This is a genomic window from Candidimonas sp. SYP-B2681, from assembly GCF_003971065.1.
Lineage (GTDB): Bacteria > Pseudomonadota > Gammaproteobacteria > Burkholderiales > Burkholderiaceae_B > Pollutimonas.
In genome coordinates this window covers 317,458-332,392 of record NZ_RYDV01000002.1, presented here as the reverse complement: position 1 = coordinate 332,392, position 14,935 = coordinate 317,458, and the positions used below count along the sequence as shown (strand labels likewise).

The 14,935-nt window shown below is 54.9% G+C and carries 11 protein-coding genes; 2 read left to right on the top strand and 9 right to left on the bottom strand.

Annotation, left to right across the window (positions count from 1 at the left end):
* Positions 1–5: 5 nt before the first annotated feature.
* From EKL30_RS06160 to panB, 3 genes are all read right to left on the bottom strand, one after another.
* Complete coding sequence (locus EKL30_RS06160; protein ID WP_126706312.1) at positions 6–1,439, bottom strand: FAD-dependent oxidoreductase; 1,434 nt, start codon at positions 1,437–1,439, stop codon at positions 6–8.
* A gap of 61 nt (positions 1,440–1,500) precedes the next feature.
* Positions 1,501–2,481, bottom strand: a complete 981-nt coding sequence (locus tag EKL30_RS06155; RefSeq protein ID WP_126706311.1) for a LysR family transcriptional regulator — start codon at positions 2,479–2,481, stop codon at positions 1,501–1,503.
* 110 nt (positions 2,482–2,591) lie between these two features.
* A complete protein-coding gene (panB, locus tag EKL30_RS06150) occupies positions 2,592–3,422 on the bottom strand; it encodes a 3-methyl-2-oxobutanoate hydroxymethyltransferase (protein WP_126706310.1) in 831 nt (276 codons plus the stop codon).
* A gap of 262 nt (positions 3,423–3,684) precedes the next feature.
* Here panB and EKL30_RS06145 point away from each other — a divergent pair, with 262 nt between their 5' ends.
* Positions 3,685–4,530 carry an aldo/keto reductase gene (locus tag EKL30_RS06145; protein ID WP_126706309.1) on the top strand — a complete coding sequence of 282 codons (846 nt, stop codon included), beginning with the start codon at positions 3,685–3,687 and terminating at the stop codon, positions 4,528–4,530.
* Between the two features lie 38 nt (positions 4,531–4,568).
* Here the strand turns inward: EKL30_RS06145 and EKL30_RS06140 are convergent, their stop codons facing one another.
* A complete protein-coding gene (locus EKL30_RS06140) occupies positions 4,569–5,981 on the bottom strand; it encodes an MFS transporter (RefSeq protein WP_126706308.1) in 1,413 nt (470 codons plus the stop codon).
* Positions 5,982–6,044: 63 nt separating this feature from the next.
* Positions 6,045–6,254 (bottom strand): SlyX family protein, encoded by a 210-nt coding sequence (locus EKL30_RS06135; RefSeq protein ID WP_126706307.1) that lies wholly within the window; start codon positions 6,252–6,254, stop codon positions 6,045–6,047.
* A 117-nt stretch (positions 6,255–6,371) separates the two neighbouring features.
* Between EKL30_RS06135 and EKL30_RS06130 the strand changes: the two genes are divergently transcribed.
* Positions 6,372–6,878 (top strand): DinB family protein, encoded by a 507-nt coding sequence (locus EKL30_RS06130; protein ID WP_199748498.1) that lies wholly within the window; start codon positions 6,372–6,374, stop codon positions 6,876–6,878.
* A 49-nt stretch (positions 6,879–6,927) separates the two neighbouring features.
* On the opposite strand, the gene EKL30_RS06125 is transcribed toward EKL30_RS06130, so the two are convergent.
* From EKL30_RS06125 to EKL30_RS06105, 4 genes are all read right to left on the bottom strand, one after another.
* Entirely contained in the window at positions 6,928–9,750 is a 2,823-nt protein-coding gene (locus tag EKL30_RS06125; protein WP_126706306.1) for an aconitate hydratase, read from the bottom strand.
* A 400-nt stretch (positions 9,751–10,150) separates the two neighbouring features.
* Positions 10,151–12,340: a bifunctional diguanylate cyclase/phosphodiesterase gene (locus EKL30_RS06115; RefSeq protein WP_126706305.1), complete on the bottom strand. Its 2,190-nt coding sequence runs from the start codon at positions 12,338–12,340 to the stop codon at positions 10,151–10,153.
* 207 nt (positions 12,341–12,547) lie between these two features.
* Positions 12,548–13,438, bottom strand: a complete 891-nt coding sequence (locus EKL30_RS06110; protein WP_126706304.1) for a hypothetical protein — start codon at positions 13,436–13,438, stop codon at positions 12,548–12,550.
* Between the two features lie 356 nt (positions 13,439–13,794).
* The gene (locus EKL30_RS06105; RefSeq protein WP_126706303.1) at positions 13,795–14,859 is read right to left on the bottom strand and encodes an NAD(P)-dependent alcohol dehydrogenase; all 1,065 of its coding nucleotides are present in this window, start codon (positions 14,857–14,859) and stop codon (positions 13,795–13,797) included.
* Between the last annotated feature and the right edge of the window lie 76 nt (positions 14,860–14,935).

Below are 14,935 nucleotides of genomic sequence, written 5' to 3'. Positions count from 1 at the left end.
TTGGCTTAATTCGCCACAACCCACTCGTCGCCGACCACTTCAGGTTCGTCAAAAGCCTGCAGCTCAGCAAAATGCTCACGAATATTCTCGACATAAAGCAGGCCAGAAATGCCCTTGGATAAACGGGCGGCCCCATCACTTATTGCCGGAATATCGCCCGATACTGTCCCATGGGTTAGCGTCGCAGGATAACAAAAACAATGTACTCGGGACAGGCCGGGCAAGGCGCCAGGGGTTTTTTCCTGAAACTCAAAGCTGGGTCCCAGGTCGGGAGAGTCCTGCAATTCTTGGTCGGCGCCCCCTTCGTCAGGGCGATAGCGGTCACCCCAAACGCGCAAATGGGGTGCAATCGTCGCATATTCAGGACGGTTGTTCCAATCGATCTTGAAGCCAGTAGAGAACAGCAAAAAATCAAACTCGAAGGTTTTTCGAGGTGTTTCTACGTGCAAAGCGTTCCCCTTATGGCTGACCCGCAAGATGGGAGCACCAAGACGGAAATGGGCGTTTGCATGCCGTGAAACACGCAGTACGCTGGCTCGTGGTGGCGGTACCTGCTGGACATTAATGTAATGGCGGATTCGCCATTTCCATTCGTCTGGCAAGTTTACGTAACCTTGCACGAAACCCGGATTGCCCGCGGCCTTGCTCTTGTTGATGCGAGGGATATCTTGGCGCCGGATCAGCAAATCTACGGTGGCAGCGCCGTTTTCAAGCGCCGTTCCAGCGCTGTCCATGGCCGAAGCACCCGCACCCACCACCCCAACTCGCAAGCCACGCAAGGTGGAATAGTCCATAGGGTCGGACGAATGCGCCCAATATTTGTGCGATATTCCGTCAACGACATCGGGCACGCTCGCCCCCCCCAGGCCCGCTCGACCGGTCGCCAAAACGACCCGCCTTGCATACACCGATTCTGTGCCAGATGGGGTGCTCAGTTGCAGTTCGACGTGATCGGGATAAGGGATGATGTTGGTGACGTGATGCTCGTTGCGGACATCGATATTCATGACTCTGCGGTACCAGCGCAGGTATTCCATCCAGTTCAAGCGCGGAATTTTGTCGAGCTCGGACCAGGCGGCCGTACCGAACTGGGCTTCGTACCAGGCACGGAAAGTCAAGGCTGGAAACCCTAATGCTGGCCCAGTAAGCTGCTTGGGCGAGCGCAACGTTTCCATGCGCGCGGTTGTGGCCCAGGGGCCTTCAAAGCCTTCCGGCGCCTCATCGAAAATCCGCGTGCGGACTCCAAGATTGCCCAGGGACGCGGCTGCGGCCAGTCCGGCCATCCCGCCACCGATAATGGCGACATCCAGCAGTTCGGCACCATTTACAGTGCCCCGCGGAACCCACGGCTTGGCCGGAAGATCCAGCCAAGCGATGTCCTGGGCCAATCGTTGCTCAAGTTCGGCCAGCCCCGCAGGCCCTGTAAGTGCTGTGCTCATCGTTATTACGTGACGTTATGCTCAAAAAATTGTCCGCATGCTGCAGGCGGACACACTGCAATCATTCTGGACCCGATGTGGCGACAGGTTCGAAAGGATCTTCAATGATGGGCAAACCGTTAGGTTCACCTGGAACGAATCGGGGAATACATTCAACGGCGTAGTCCCACATGGCTTCCACAAAACGCTGGCCTTCGGGATCCAATACCCTGTCGCGGTGGGTGACAACGCCCATCATATACGGGACATGGGTGTCTATCGGTCGGAACACAACGCCCTGAGGGACGAGGTCAGCAGCCGAAAATGGATCCACCAACGCTATCCCTACGCCCGCCCGTACCAACATCAGTCCGTTCAAATAGGTCGACGCTTCGATGTGGCGACGCATTTTGCTGCCCACCGAATTCTGCAGCAGGGCCGTCGACACACGATGGCGCAGTCCTGATTTGTTCGTCATGGTGATGACCGTATTATCACCCAATTCAGCTATTTTAACGGTGGCACAGCGAGCAAGAGGATGATCCTGCGGAAGTGCAACCGAACATGGCGCCTGACCGGACCATAGAAGCTGGCACCGCCCCAGATCCATAGGAAGTGTCGCCAGGCCAATGTCGGCCTGACCGTCGGCTACGGTGCGCACGACATCGACCGAATGCATGTTGGCGATGCTCATTTTGTCCTGGAACACCGGCGTGGTCCGTTCAAGTCGCCCAATCACGGCTGAAACGAGCGTCGAAGCAAGAGAAAATGTTGCGGCTATCCGTAAAGGCCGAGGGCGTCCGCGCGCGATTTCCCGCGTGCGCACATCGAGCTGCTGAAGGCCGGCCAGCACATTATGAACTTCTTCATAGAATTGCCGACCTTGGTCAGTAAGCGTGACCTGGGGCCGGGTCCGTGTAAATAAAGTAAAACCCAGTTCGTGTTCCAGGTCTTGCACCTGGCGGCTTACGACCGGCTGGGAACGGTCGAGCATCCGTGCGGCAGAGGTGACACTGCCTGCAGAATACACAGCGGCAAAGGCCTCTAGCTGGCGAATTTCCATGATGATTATGCGCTGTGAAATTAAGTGTTAAGTGAAGTCCTGTATGCGTAGTATACATTTTGACACTTTAACTATTCACTTGTCGCATAATAACCATAATGAAGAAATGGTTATTGGCCAGATTTTTTGACACCAAAACAATTTTCCAGCTTCGGGAAGCTTCCGTCACGCACATCGCTCGCGTACTGCTCGACAGCAGCACGAATGACCGCCCCTGCGTCAACATACTGACTTGCAAATTTAGGAATCCGAGCGCCGCTTAAGCCCAGAATGTCTTCCGTCACAAGAATTTGACCGTCGCAGGCAGGGGAAGCGCCTATACCTATCGTTGGTATGCCCAAGGTCTGGGTGATACGGCGTCCCACCGCCTCAGCGACGCCTTCAAGAACGATGCCAAAGGCGCCGGCACGCTCGTGCGCAAGAGCATCCTGCATTATCCTTTCGGCCGACTCCTCGTCCATACCCTGTGCTTTAAAGCCGCCCATCGTGTTCACGTATTGCGGCATAAGTCCGACGTGGGCCAAAACAGGAATACCGCGTTCGACCAGAAACCGCGTGGTATCCGCCAAGGCCGCCCCGCCCTCCATCTTGACGCCGTCGGCACCGCTGGCGGCCAGCATCCTCGCAGCGTTCGCAAATCCCTGCTGCGGCGACTCTTGATAGCTGCCGAACGGCATATCGACGATCACGCAAGCGTGGCTGGTCGAGCGCACGACGGCCGCGGCATGCATTGCCAGTTGATCGACGGTAATCGATAGTGTGTTGGGCAACGCATAGCCCACCATGGCGGTCGAATCGCCGATCAAAATCATATCGAGAGCGTCATCCAGCAAGCGTGCAAAGGGCGCCGTGTAGGCGGTTAATGCAGCGATCTTTTGCTGGCCTTTATACGCCCTGAGTTGAGGAACGCTAATTCGTTTGCCCTGACTATGTACACTCATTTTCTACTCCTGAAACCTGCGACGACAAGCGGGAAACCAAATGAAGCCTCCCCATACAGCAACGACCGTATAATCGATCAGAACATGTAAAAGAACAAACAGCCGGTTCAGCTTGACGAATTAGCTGCTTACGCTGGTTCTGCAATATGCCAGCCTCATTGTTCGGCCTACCCCGAGCATCCTTTTTTGGCAAAATCGTGACGCCCTCTGCACATCCCCAGGCAGACGACGTCGGCTTTTACTGCATCATGGAGATCAAAATATGCCTGCTACTCAGAATCTCGTATCGTTCCACGACGGCCGCAGCGCTCCACAACTAGGCCTTGGCGCTTGGCAGGTCGAAGATGGTATTGCGTCTTCCGTCGTAAAAACGGCGATCGATCTGGGTTACCGATCGATTGATACTGCGGCTATCTATGGCAATGAAGCCGGTGTAGGCCGCGGAATCGCTGAATCGGGTGTCAAGCGCGAAGATCTATTCGTTGCCACCAAGCTGTGGAATGACCGTCATGGTCACGATAGTACCAAAGCCGCCTTTGCAGAAAGCCTGGATAAACTTGGGCTGGAATATGTAGATCTGTATTTGATCCACTGGCCCGTACCTAAAGTAGACCGTTTCATAGACGCCTGGGAGAGCATGATACAACTAAGGGACGAGGGCTTGGCCAAGTCGATAGGTGTATGTAATTTTAACGTTAGCCACCTGGAAAAGCTGCTGGATGAAACCGGCGTATTGCCAGTAGTCAATCAGATAGAACTCCACCCACATTTCCAACAAGCCGAACTACGCGCCTTCCACGCGCAGCAAGACATTATCACCGAAGCGTGGAGCCCTTTGGGCCGCGGGCGCCTGTGGGACGACGCCACGCTGAACTCTATCGCTCACAAACATCAACGCACGGTGGCGCAGGTCATCATCCGATGGCATACGCAAATGGGTAATATGGTCATCCCCAAGTCTGTATCGCCCGACCGTATGCAGGAAAACCTGCAGGTGTTTGACTTCACCCTTACGGACGATGACATCTCGGCCATTGCAGCACTCGACCGTCCCGATGGCCGTTACGGTCCTGACCCTGAACTGTTTCACTTGCCGAAGGCGTTGTAGCCGTCAAGGGCAGCGTGACGGGCGGCATCAAAGTACGACTAAGCGTGCGCCGCCCGCCGCGCACCACGACTGAAAATGGCGGCTAGGGCTGGGGCCACGGCAAATATAGTAAATAGCGCGATCGCTGCCTGCTGAGCGCCTAGGGCCCCACCAGGTTGCATGAAGCCCGCAGCGTTGGTGACCATCCCGGCCAGGCTTGCGCCCATGGCCATGGCATATAGCTGCAAAGTCGTTATGGCAGAAGAGGCAATATTTTCCTGACCGGCTGGGGCCGACTTGAATACCCTTGTCAGCAAGTTTGGCCAGCAAAGGCCTACACCCAGCCCGACTCCTACCAAGGGAACGATCAGCCAGCTAAAACTGCCGGCGTCCTGGGAAAGACTGGTCAAAGGCATCATTACACCGAGCATCAGCAGCGATCCAGCAGAGATAATAGGCCCCGCCTGTATCAGCCGGTTCGACGTAGCGGGCGAGCGATTCGAGCTGATGAAAGATCCGAGCGTCCATCCGGCAGACATCAAGGCTGTCAGGTAACCGGCAATCAGAGGCGTCTTGCCGTGAATCAATTGCAAGAAATAAGGAATGTAGATTTCCGTCGTGACGCCTATGCTCAACAAACAAATGCAGGCGTACAGGCTTCCCAGAGCCGTATGAATCGAATAAGAACCCGTCGGAAATAATCGTGCCTCGCTGCGGTTATCGGCCTTGGCGACCAAGACGGTCATGAACAAGCCCACTGCAATACCCAGCAGATTCCAGTACCAGGAATCAGAAAGGCTGGCCACTGACACGACCAATACTGACAGAGCCAGGACCGAAATTTTGCCCAATGGTGCTTTAACCTGTTTATCACCGAGGCCTGCGACCGGAGCGACCTGCGTATGAACCAGCCAACTCAAGCCCGCTGCAATGGGCAACACAACCCAGAATGCCAGACGCCAATGCCCGGTTTGCGCAAAAATGCCACCAATAGCGGGACCCGCCAGCGTAGCGACCCCCCACATACTGGATACAAAAACCATGGCCAGGGGCCACAAGCGTTCTTCAAATACCAATCGTACCGATGAGTAGCTAAGACCCAACAGCAAGCCACCTCCGAGACCTTGCGCGGTACGCCCAGCCAGCATCCATGGCATGGATGGGGCGAGCGCACAGCCGACTGTACCAAGTACAAAGATGACGATCGCCATCAAAAAGGCGCGGCGAGCACCGAAGGAGTCCATGGCCTTGGGGGACAAGGCCGAACCCAAGATGGATGCCACTACAAAAAGAGTGGTATTCCACGCGTAATACTCCAGTCCGCCTATATCCTGAACGACCGACGGTAGTATTGTGGTAACAATGTAGACATTAACGGCATGTAGGGCTACGCCCCCTGCAAGCGCCACCGAGCGCAATCCGTTGCGGCCCCATAACAATTCGGACCACGATGCTGTCTGTTTATTCTGCATAAAACCAAATGATTTTTAAGACACCCTGATGGGCTGAAGATGGATACCGCACTGCGCCCGCTCCTAATAATGCGGCGGCTTCTCTTGTGCATACGTATCGGCACCGCCATCGTCTAATGTCTCGCCAAGTCGCTTGACCAAAGCGGTACACAGTGCGCGTAGCTCGTCGATCTGTTTTTGCTGGCCGTAAACAAGATCGCTGAGCTGTTGTGTCAGATCGTCCTGGCTGGTGACTTTTATTTCTAGTTCGATGATTCGTTTCTCAGTGTCCACTGGACCTCCTGCTTTAATAAGCCGCCATTTTAGTCGGCACCTGACTGCAATATGTCTAGCCCATCCAGATGATTCGTGCCAGCATTCCTACATAAGTAAAAACTTGAAAGGTTTTATATGTATCCATGTTCCGCAATCACGCCCCACCTGTATATGCTGGCTGGCTACCACCATTGGGCCAACGTACTGCTGCTGAAAGAAGTAGCATCCGTATCAGATGACGATTACTTTTCATCCGTTGGTCTCTACTTCGGCTCGATTCACGGCACGCTGAATCATATGCTTCTGGGCGACCGAAGTTGGCATGGTCGATTCGTGAACAAACCCGAAGCGTTTCTCAGCCTTGCGCAGGAAGTCGAGGCTGACAGACATGCACTGGCCGGCCAAATAATCGACAGACAGAATGTATGGCACACTCTTATTGACAGCACGTCCGATCAGGTTATGGCGGGCGAACTGCAATATAGAACCACCGCTAATGAACCGGCCACGACGCCCTGGATAGGCACGCTTATTCATGTGTTCAACCACGCCAGCCATCATCGGGGCCAGATCTCTGCCGCACTTACAGGCTTGGGCTATAACAGCCCCGAGATGGATTTGATCTACTTCCTGAGAACATAATACGTGAATAGGGCGCACTACCCGCATTAGTGCGCCGTGGTCCTATTCCTTATGCTGGCAGTAGACTCCGCAACACATATTGCATGATGCCGCCATGGCGGTAGTAGTCGGCCTCGCTTGGAGTGTCAATCCGTACCAGGGCGTCAAACTGCACGCTGCCGGCCCTGACCCGAACTGAGGACGGGCTGCGGCCATCGTTAAGCGCAGTGATTCCTTCGATACTGATGATTTCATCACCATTCAGCCCCAGCGTCTGTGCGTTATGGCCATCGGGATATTGCAATGGCAGCACGCCCATGCCCAATAAGTTGGAGCGATGAATCCGTTCATAAGATTCGGCAATGACGGCGCGGACACCGAGCAGAACCGTTCCCTTGGCGGCCCAGTCGCGCGACGAACCCGATCCATATTCCTTTCCGGCCAGTATCACCAACGGGACGCCGGCAGCCAAATAGGAGCGCGACGCCTCATAAATGGTCACGACGGGGGCGCTTTTCTGCGTGAAGTCGCGGGTGAAACCGCCCTCGGTACCCGGCGCCAATTGGTTGCGCAGCCTGACATTAGCAAACGTGCCGCGGATCATGACCTCGTGGTTTCCGCGGCGCGATCCATATGAATTGAAGTCGGTCGGAGTAACGCCGTGCTCAGTCAGGTAAGCAGCAGCCGGAGAATTGCGTGCGATAGACCCCGCTGGACTGATGTGATCCGTGGTTACCGAATCGCCCAACTTCGCCAATACGCGGGCGCCGCTGATGTCGGATACCGGCGCGGGAACGCGCGGCATGTTCTCGAAATAAGGCGGTTTACGAACGTAGGTAGAGGCAGGGACCCAATCGAAGATATCGCCTTGCGGCGTGGGCAGCCCTTGCCAACGCTCGTCGCCTGCGAATACGTCGGCGTAACCATTCTTGTACATGCTGGATGCTATCGATGACTCGACTACTTGGGCTACCTCGGCAGCAGAGGGCCAGATGTCTTTGAGGTAAACGGCCTGGCCGCTTTTATCCAGACCTAGCGCGTCGTTGAACAGGTCAATATCCATCGTACCGGCCAAGGCGTATGCCACCACCAATGGTGGAGACATCAGATAATTCATCTTGACCTCGGCATGAATTCTGCCTTCGAAGTTCCGGTTACCCGAAAGCACCGATACCACCGAGAGGTCGTGTCGGGCCACCGCTTGGCTGACTTCCGGAATCAAGGGACCCGAGTTACCAATACACGTGGTGCAACCATAGCCGACCAGATTGAAACCGAGCGCTTCAAGATAGGGAGTCAAACCCGCACGATCGTAATAGTCGGTGACCACCCTGGAGCCGGGGGCCAGGCTCGTCTTGACCCACGGCTTACGGCCAAGGCCGCGGTTGACTGCATTCTTGGCTAGCAGCGCCGCCGCAATCATCACGGTAGGGTTAGACGTGTTGGTACATGAGGTGATGGCGGCGATTACTACCGAGCCGTGGTCGATCTGGCCGCGCTGGCCATCTTCGAACGCGACAGAAACTGGCTCGCGGCGCCGCACTCCGCTGACCGGCGCATCAGCGACATGGTCGGTAGGCTGGGCGGACTTGCGCTCACGCTCATCGTCGGTGAATGCAGGTGGGTCGGATGCGGGGAACGACTCGGCCACCGCTTTATCGTACCCTTGTTGAGCTTGCGCGGGCTCGTGTACGAATGTGGATAAGGCGCCCCTAAATGCTTGCTTGGCGTCGGATAGAGAAATTCGGTCTTGAGGACGTTTCGGGCCGGCAATGGACGGCACGACCGTCGACAGGTCGAGTTCGAGGCGTTCGGAATAGCGCGGTTCGCGGTCGGAATCATGCCACAGCCCCTGTTCTTTGGCGTAGGCTTCAGCCAGGGCAATTTGTTCGGAGGAACGCCCGGTGAGCTCCATATAGCGTAGCGTGACATCATCAATGGGAAAAATGGCGATGGTCGAGCCATATTCGGGACTCATGTTGCCAATCGTGGCACGATTGGCAAGGGGCACGGCAGCGACTCCGGGACCATAGAACTCTACAAACTTTCCTACTACACCGTGCTGCCTCAGGCGTTCAGTGATGGTCAGCACCAGATCGGTCGCAGTCGCCCCTTCCGACAATGAGCCGGTAAGCTTGAACCCTACGACCCGAGGAATCAGCATGGAAATAGGCTGTCCCAACATGGCGGCTTCGGCTTCTATGCCGCCAACACCCCACGCAACAACGCCCAGGCCGTTGACCATGGGTGTGTGTGAGTCCGTGCCGACACAGGTATCGGGATAGGCGACGGTCGTGCCATTTGAGCTTTGCGTAAACACGACGCGGGAAAGATGTTCCAGATTAACCTGGTGCACAATACCCGTTCCCGGCGGCACAACCTTGAAGTCATCAAACGCATTCTGACCCCATCGCAGGAACTGGTAGCGTTCAATGTTGCGTTCGTATTCGATATCCACATTGCGCTCGAATGCGCCGCTGGACCCAAACACGTCAACGATCACTGAATGATCGATCACCAGTTCGACCGGCGCGAGCGGATTGATCCGGGTGGGATCGCCGCCCAGATCAAGCATGGCTTCCCGCATCGCCGCGAGATCCACAACCGCCGGCACACCAGTAAAGTCCTGCAAGACCACCCGTGCGGGTGTGAAGGCAATTTCACGGTTGGGCTCGGCATTCGCGTCCCAGCCGGCCAGGGCGCGGATATCGTCGGCGGTAATGTCGCCGCCGTCCTCGCTGCGCAGCAGATTTTCAAGCAGGATCTTAAGACTGTATGGCAAGCTGGCAACATCAAGGCCGGAACCCGTGACAGCATCCAGGCGGAAAATCTCATAAGGTTTGCCGTGCACGTCAAGCACGCTGCGGGCCCCGAAAGAATCAACACTAGCCATGGCGAAATCTCCTGTGATAGACAAACATCCGAACCGCGAATGGGTTTACGAATACCATATCATGGTAGAGGAAGTCTGGCAGCAGTGCTCTGCTTGCTCCACAATTTTATTGAATTCAGGCCTGTAAAGCCCAATCTCTTCACGGCTTCGCTTAGCGGGCTACGACCCTTGATGGTTGCTGCGCGGTTTCGCTATCGGCTGACGACGCCAGGTATCTCGCGCGTTGGCCGGCTAAACTTGCCTTTCAAATCGTCTACTCCTGATTGGAGTTTTGCGAGTCGCGCCAAATCTTGACGCTGCTCCGGAGAAAGGTCAAAACGAAAGGGAGTATCTTGCTTCGCATAGCAACCGCCGTGCCGGAAACAAATACTTTGCAGTCACCGAAAACCGAAAAAACTTCCTAGGTGGCCCGATTTTGCATTGATGGCATCGGCATGCTGCGAACCATATCGGCCAATTTTTGCGGCATCACTGGCTCACTAAAGTAAAAGCCCTGCATTTCATTGCAGCCGTTTGCTTTCAAGAACAAGGCCTGCTCGAGGGTTTCGACGCCCTCAGCCAGCACGCTTAGATCCAGCCCGTGGGCAAGCGCGATAATAGCTTTGGTAATGGCAGCGTCATTGAAGTCATGGGTGACATCACTTACAAAGGACCTGTCGATTTTCAATACATCGATAGGAAACCTTTTCAGGTAGCTTAGCGAAGAATAGCCCGTACCAAAATCATCGATTGAAAGCATGACGCCTAGCTTTTTCAGCGATGCCAGAGCCGAAATGGCGGCCTCTGTATCGTGCATGACCGTGCTTTCTGTAATTTCCAGTTCCAGCAACGCGGGGTCAAGCCCGGTTTCTTTCAACACATCGCTCACTAGCGCGGCAAGGCCGGCTTGTTGAAACTGGCGCGCCGAGAGGTTTACCGAGATTCGTAGTCGTGGAAGGCCCTGAATTTGCCACGAGAGCATCTGCGCGCACGCCTCCTTCAACACCCACATGCCAATCGCGCTGATACAGCCGTTCTCCTCGGCGATCGGTATGAACCGTGAAGGCGGAACCTGGCCCAGTACCGGGTGATGCCACCGTAACAAGGCTTCTACCCCAACGATGGTCCCGGTTCTGAAGTCTACTTTGGGCTGGTAGTGCAGCAAAAGCTCGTTGTTCGCCAGTGCCTGGCGCAGGGAGCTTTCAATCAAAGCCCGTTCGCGCAAACTGTTCTCCATGTCGCGCGTGTGGAATCGATACGAGTTGCGGGCATCTTTTTTCACACTGTTCATGGCCATGTGTGCTTTATGCAATAGCCCGTGTTCGGTCGTATCATCTTCCGGAAACATCGTGATGCCGATGCTGGCGCTCAGAAAAATTTCATGACCCTGGATATGAAATGGCTCTCGCAGCCGGTGCAACAGGCTTTCAGCAAGTAGCGCCGCCTGGTGACGATGCGGAATCTTGCTTTGTAAGATGATGAATTCGTCTCCTTCCTGACGAGCCAATGTGTCATCGCTGGACAATGCCGACGCCATGCGCACGACAAAAAGGCGGATCACCTGATCACCCACGCTATGGCCGAATGTGGCGTTCACCTTCTTGAAAAAATCAATATCCAGAAAGAATATGGCCAGCTTCGTGTTGGATCGGCCAGTTTGCGCAATAGCGTGGCGCAGCTTTTGCACGATCAAGCTCCGCTTGGGCAGACCGGTCATGGTGTCGTGCGTTAACTGCCGGAGCCGAAATCGCTCAGAACGATGTAGCCGCTCGTACGGCGCGCGCACAACTTGCAGAAAAAGCCAGTAGTACACGCATCCATATGCCACCAGCTCATAAATATGCCCTGCCAGGCCGGGCAAATCGTTCGCGGGCGAAAACTGCAGAAAAAACGCTTCACTCAGCGCCATCGCCGTCGCCGCAATGACTAGATATCCCACCTTTTGATCTTTATGCGCCCACCCACGCCTTAACATTACTAATGCAGCTGCCGAGCAGCCCGCTACTACTGCGTACTGGATACCTGTCAACACGGGTAACGGTAATGACTGGTCCGCAAGAGTAAAAGTTAGAATGTCCGTGCGATACAGCGCAATCCAGGCAGCCAGGATCACAATTGATACAGGAAGAATAAACGCCACATAGCGCAGCCGCGCGCTGATAAATTTTGTGTGTGGGAGGAAAGCGACCGTTAATAAGGCGGCGGCCCCTACAGCACGCGAGGCGATGCCAAAGTATATTAATTCAGCCTGGGTGCCAGACCTGCTCGCTATCGGCCCAATGGGAAGGGTAAGCAACTGGCATAGGTCAAGCAGCGCGATCGCTAGAAACGCGCCGGACAAAATAATAATATTGCGCGGCATCTTCCTATTGACGCTGTGCCATCCCAACGCAAATATCATCGACGCGATAACCACTTCGCACACTTCCAGGACAGTGTGGACTGATCCGTTAACATTGTCTCGCGCGAACACCTGCACGCTATCGTCGACTGACAACCATAGTAAAGGGCTTGCTAGCAGAATCACTACGCCGATCACGCGCCAACGAGATGTAGCCCGCTGACCGCCATCAGGTGATGCCGATAGTTGCCCCTCCGGTTTACTACTCATGTGGAAAGGCTGTGCAGGGACGCCCTTGCATCCTCGCCATGAAACATGATAAGTACGGGAACCAGTTCGCAAAGACTCATGAAACACCGCAACATTAATTACAAATAGAGGAGATATTCTCTAGAATTATGCAAAAGTAACATTAAGTAGCGGAAAAAACCTCATGTTTCCCTTTTTTTTTTGGTGTTTCTCTGAAAAATACGAGGATTAGGCGTCGGCGTATGCATGAGGCGCGTCAGCCTCACACCAGAAGCCGCTGACTAACTGTTCGGGGCGGGTCTGCGCGACAACCCTTGCAGCGACTGCCCATGCGTCCAACCGTACGCGCAATCCCGCATACACCCCATGTCCGCTACCAGGCTCGATTTTACCCGCCGCCGCCAAACCTTCGCCCGCTTTGATCGAGCCTTCAGCGACAATGTCAGATCCCGAAAGTATCCCCCATCCCGTTTCAATATGATTACCGGCAAGTACGGAGTCACCAGCCTGAATGCCGCTGGCCACGAGGATGTCATGGTCTGCTTTGACTCGGCCGCCAGCTTTAATGCCCTCGTCGCACTTGATGGATCCACCCGCTAAAATGCTCTGGTCGACCCGAATATTTCCATTAACCGAAATACCCTGCACGATGGAGACGTCCCACTTGGCTCGCAGATTACCGCCACATTCAAGGCGTGCCTGCGCTTCGATCCCCCACTCTGCGTGAATATCCCCGTCGGCCCGAATGTGCCCTCCGCTGATAATGCTAGCCCCGGCATGGATATTCTCGCCTGCCACAATATCAGTGCCCGCCTTGATTCCGCTGCCACAGCGTATGCTCTTGCCGGCACGTACGACCGTATCCACGTTGATATCCATGCGTACGACCAGCGTGCCGGCAAACACAATAGCGTTGGCGTCGACCGCGTCCACCGTTAATACCGCGTCGGTAGGGCCGAACTGATCCAGTAACCAATTCGCATCGTCGATCCGATTTTCGGCCACGAGCGCGTCCAGTATTTGCTGATAATCGCCGTGACCGTTCTGGTCGCGAAGGAACCAGCGGTAACCCGAGGTACACGGGTTCTTGGCTTTTACGAATTTTTTGGTAAGTTGCATAACGCTTAATCTTTAGAAGGGCCGGAGCGCGCGAGGCCCCGAAGTTTGACGTGTGCATGTAAAAAACGCCCGGCCCAAGGCCAGACGTGCCAACTACACAGATAAACGGAAACTTTGGACGGGCGCGAACGACCGCCCACGGCCTTAACCGGGTTTAGAGCGCGCGTACGCCGAGCGCAAAGCGACCTCCTGGGAACCCAGAAAAATCGTCCTGAAAAATCGAGGGGCTGCGGGCCGAACGGTACATTCAGCGAGCAACGGCATTTTCGCCATGTAATTCAACGTTCATTGCCACACAAGGGTGGCGCGTTTTGCAGTGAGCCTATTATAAGGTGCCCAAAGAAAGCGCGCAGCGGCTATGGCTCTATTGGAACCTCTGGCAAGGTGGCCATATCGATAACGAAGCGATACTTGACGTCGCCCTTTAGCATGCGTTCGTAGGCAATATTGATGTCCTGCATCGCGATCATCTCAATGTCGGACACAATGCCGTGTGTCGCGCAGAAGTCCAGCATTTCTTGCGTTTCCGCAATTCCGCCTATTAAAGAACCTGCCAATTTGCGGCGTTTGAAAATAAGATTGAAAACAGAAGGTGACGGATGAGGCTCAGCAGGCGCGCCCACCAGCGTCATGGTGCCATCCAGTTTAAGTAAGTCCAGAAAAGCGTCCAGGTTATGCGGAGCGGCCACGCAATTCAATATGAAGTCAAAGCTATTGGCATGCGCCGCCATTTCATTGGGGTTCTGGGAGATCACCACTTCGTTCGCACCCAACCGTAATGCATCCGCTTTCTTGGCCGGCGAAGTCGTAAACAGTACGACATGCGCGCCCATGGCATGGGCGAGCTTTACCGCCATGTGGCCCAAGCCGCCTAAACCCACCACCCCTACTTTCTGGCCTTTCCCTACCTTCCAGTGGCGCAAAGGCGAATACGTGGTAATGCCAGCACATAGTAGAGGCGCTACCGCAGCCAGATTATCGGTATGTGAGATACGCAACACAAACTTCTTGTTAACCACAATAGTGTCGGAATACCCACCGTAAGTATTCTCACCGCCGTGCACAGGTCCGTTATAGGTGCCGGTAAATCCTGGATCGCAGTATTGTTCGAAGCCAAGCTTGCATGGCTCACAACGTTGGCAACTATCCACCATGCAGCCCACGCCGGCAATATCACCTGGGCGGAAGTTCGTTACCTGGTCTCCGACGGCGGTGACTCGCCCAATAATCTCATGCCCCGGAACCGAAGGATAAAGCGTATTACCCCATTCGTTCCGCGCCGTATGCAAGTCGGAATGGCAAACCCCACAATAAAGGATCTCAATCTGAATATCGTCTGGGCCCGGGCTGCGGCGCGCAAATCGAAAAGGAATGAGGTCGTCAATCGCATTATGAGCGGCATAGCCGTTTGTATTGATCATGATTACATGTCTCCCGGCAGCAGGCGTGGCGCGGCGTAAGCACAAGATAGGTCAGATCGCCGCAAAATGTGTATTC

What these genes read in the sequence shown, in the direction of transcription:
- EKL30_RS06115 (WP_126706305.1), bottom strand. Translation starts at nt 12,340, where the DNA reads ATGAGTAGTAAACCGGAGGGGCAACTATCGGCATCACCTGATGGCGGT.
- EKL30_RS06145 (WP_126706309.1), top strand. Translation starts at nt 3,685, where the DNA reads ATGCCTGCTACTCAGAATCTCGTATCGTTCCACGACGGCCGCAGCGCT.
- EKL30_RS06125 (WP_126706306.1), bottom strand. Translation starts at nt 9,750, where the DNA reads ATGGCTAGTGTTGATTCTTTCGGGGCCCGCAGCGTGCTTGACGTGCAC.
- EKL30_RS06110 (WP_126706304.1), bottom strand. Translation starts at nt 13,438, where the DNA reads ATGCAACTTACCAAAAAATTCGTAAAAGCCAAGAACCCGTGTACCTCG.
- EKL30_RS06160 (WP_126706312.1), bottom strand. Translation starts at nt 1,439, where the DNA reads ATGAGCACAGCACTTACAGGGCCTGCGGGGCTGGCCGAACTTGAGCAA.
- EKL30_RS06105 (WP_126706303.1), bottom strand. Translation starts at nt 14,859, where the DNA reads ATGATCAATACAAACGGCTATGCCGCTCATAATGCGATTGACGACCTC.
- EKL30_RS06140 (WP_126706308.1), bottom strand. Translation starts at nt 5,981, where the DNA reads ATGCAGAATAAACAGACAGCATCGTGGTCCGAATTGTTATGGGGCCGC.
- panB (WP_126706310.1), bottom strand. Translation starts at nt 3,422, where the DNA reads ATGAGTGTACATAGTCAGGGCAAACGAATTAGCGTTCCTCAACTCAGG.
- EKL30_RS06155 (WP_126706311.1), bottom strand. Translation starts at nt 2,481, where the DNA reads ATGGAAATTCGCCAGCTAGAGGCCTTTGCCGCTGTGTATTCTGCAGGC.
- EKL30_RS06130 (WP_199748498.1), top strand. Translation starts at nt 6,372, where the DNA reads ATGTATCCATGTTCCGCAATCACGCCCCACCTGTATATGCTGGCTGGC.